The sequence below is a fragment of the Nocardia sp. NPDC049707 genome, assembly GCF_040674855.1.
Classification (GTDB): domain Bacteria; phylum Actinomycetota; class Actinomycetes; order Mycobacteriales; family Mycobacteriaceae; genus Nocardia.
Genome location: NZ_JBFANN010000115.1, coordinates 1 through 2,212, shown reverse-complemented (window position 1 = coordinate 2,212; position 2,212 = coordinate 1). Strand labels below are relative to the sequence as shown.

Below are 2,212 nucleotides of genomic sequence, written 5' to 3'. Positions count from 1 at the left end.
GATCAGTTGGGTCGGCCACGGGCGCGGTGCCCGGGTTGCCCGCGGGTCCGTCTCCCGTGGCCGCCCGCCGAACCGGACGTGCGGCTCTCACCGCATCCGGCTCTCCATGGATGTCATGCCCGTGAGAGTGTTTCGAGTTGCTCCGCCAGAACGCTCCATGGTGTCGGGATTGCGTGACCCCGCCATCGATATCGCTCGATGACCATTTCTGCGGGGTTATAGAGCACGACCCCATTCTCAGATGGCAGGTAGGTCGGGAACCGCTTGTCGGAGTACCGACGTCGCAGTCTCCGCCAACCAATCCGGTGGTGCTTCATCCTCATCCAGTGCGCCACTTCGAACCACATATAGTGACTGAGGTAGCTGAATGTGCGTTTCGCACACCCGTGCCTGAAATACATACACCAACCTCGAACAACATTGTTCAGGCGTTTGAGCAATTCTTCTAGAGACATGCCTGTCGACGATCTACTGGTGATGGATCTGACCTTCCCGACGATCGAGTGCAGCGACTTCTTCGACGGATAGGTATAGACCACCTTCTTTGCGTGGTTCGTGCCAGGTTTCGACCGTCGCTGGATGCGATAGCCGAGAAAGTCGAACCCGCGATCTATGTGTGTCACACTGGTTTTCGCTTCCGATAGGACAAGTCCCATCGGCGCGATCACCTCAGCGACCTCAGCCCTGGCCTGCTCGGCATGATGCTGCTTGCCATGGACCAGGACAACGAAATCGTCCGCATAGCGGACGAGTCGATAAGTCGCCCCTCCGTCTCGGCGCAGACGGTATCTCCGCGAGGTGGCAGCGGCGTAAGTTCCGCCTCCGCCTGCGGCATCCCACTTCTGTTGATAGTGGTCGTCCAACACCGACAGAGCGATATTCGCCAACAACGGCGACAAAATACCGCCCTGCGGAGTTCCCGTGTAGGTCTCCCGATTCACGCCTTCCTCGGTCAGAATACCGGCCTTCAGAAAGGCTTTTATCAGGGCTAGAACGCGCCTATCGGTGACCCGTTTCCTAACCCGCCCCATCAGAGCGGCATGGTCGATCCGGTCGAAACACGCTTCGATATCAGCCTCCAGCACCCAGTGATACCCCTGGACACCGAAGTTGTGGATCTCGGCAATCGCGTCCTGAGCACGCCTTCTCGGCCTGAACCCATACGAGTAGGGCTGAAATCCGGCCTCGAAGATCGGCTCGAGCACCAACTTCAGCGCGGCCTGTACAACCCGGTCCGCTGTCGTCGGTATCCCTAACCGGCGCTTCTTCGCCGAACCCGGTTTCGGGATCAATTTCTCACGGACAAGGTCCGGGCGAAAGGTTCTCGCCCGCAACTCCATCCGCAACGTCGACAACAACATGGTGGACTCTTTAGGGATCGAGCGAGGTGCTACCCCGTCAACCCCGGCAGTGCGTCCGCCTTTATTGCCGTGAACCCGTTCCCAAGCGTGGACGAGAAACGCCGGATCACACACTAGATTGTGCAGATCCTCGAACACTCGGTCCGCGTCGCGGACCGCCCACAAGTACAGTTTGGCCTGCATCCGCCGTACTCGTGACCAGGCTTCATCGAAGTCCGGCCACGACTCATCCGAATTCACAGATGACTCCGTCCATTACAGCTCCACACTGTCGACATTCACTGAGGCCCTTCCCCATGTACCGGGCTTTCCCCGGCTCGGAGTACTACGGCCCCTCCGCCCCATCCACGCCCCATCAGCCGACGATGAGCCTGCCCACCGAAACCCGCTGGATGCGAACCACAATGGGCGAGACGGGATGGTTCCCACGTTCACCGATTTCCATTTGGAACAGGAGGTGGCCGACTTTGTCCCAGCAGCATTGCCATGGCTACACCGCAGAAGTTCACCGTGACCTCCCTGTCGGGCAATGCAACCCTTGAGGGAGTTCTCTGACCCGTAATGAGGGATCAGATACGCGCCGCAATCCAGCCCATATCCACCGAATTTGAGCTGGCTCCAACCTTGAGGGACTTTAAACACCGGTTCCTCTCGTCCACCTTTGTTCCACGCTCACCGGACCCGCGTCATTCGGTAGTGCTGGCACGTCCCGACTTTGTCAGGGCTGCTTTCCGCCCTCCCCAGCATCTCCTGGTTCAGACTGCCCTCAGCTACAGCGATCATGCTGCGACACAATCGCTTCGGAGTCATTTCACCTCCGGTATGGAAGTCGGCGCCTCGTGGCGCACGCA

The 2,212-nt window shown here is 59.2% G+C and carries 1 protein-coding gene and 1 pseudogene; one reads left to right on the top strand and one right to left on the bottom strand.

The features are described from left to right. Window positions 1-111: pseudogene (locus AB0J29_RS37130) on the top strand (hypothetical protein); the annotation flags it as partial. 2 nt (window positions 112-113) lie between these two features. Here AB0J29_RS37130 and ltrA read toward each other — a convergent pair. Beyond that, window positions 114-1,601, bottom strand: coding sequence for a group II intron reverse transcriptase/maturase (ltrA, locus tag AB0J29_RS37125; RefSeq protein WP_364796045.1), 1,488 nt, complete (start codon window positions 1,599-1,601; stop codon window positions 114-116). Window positions 1,602-2,212 lie beyond the last annotated feature (611 nt).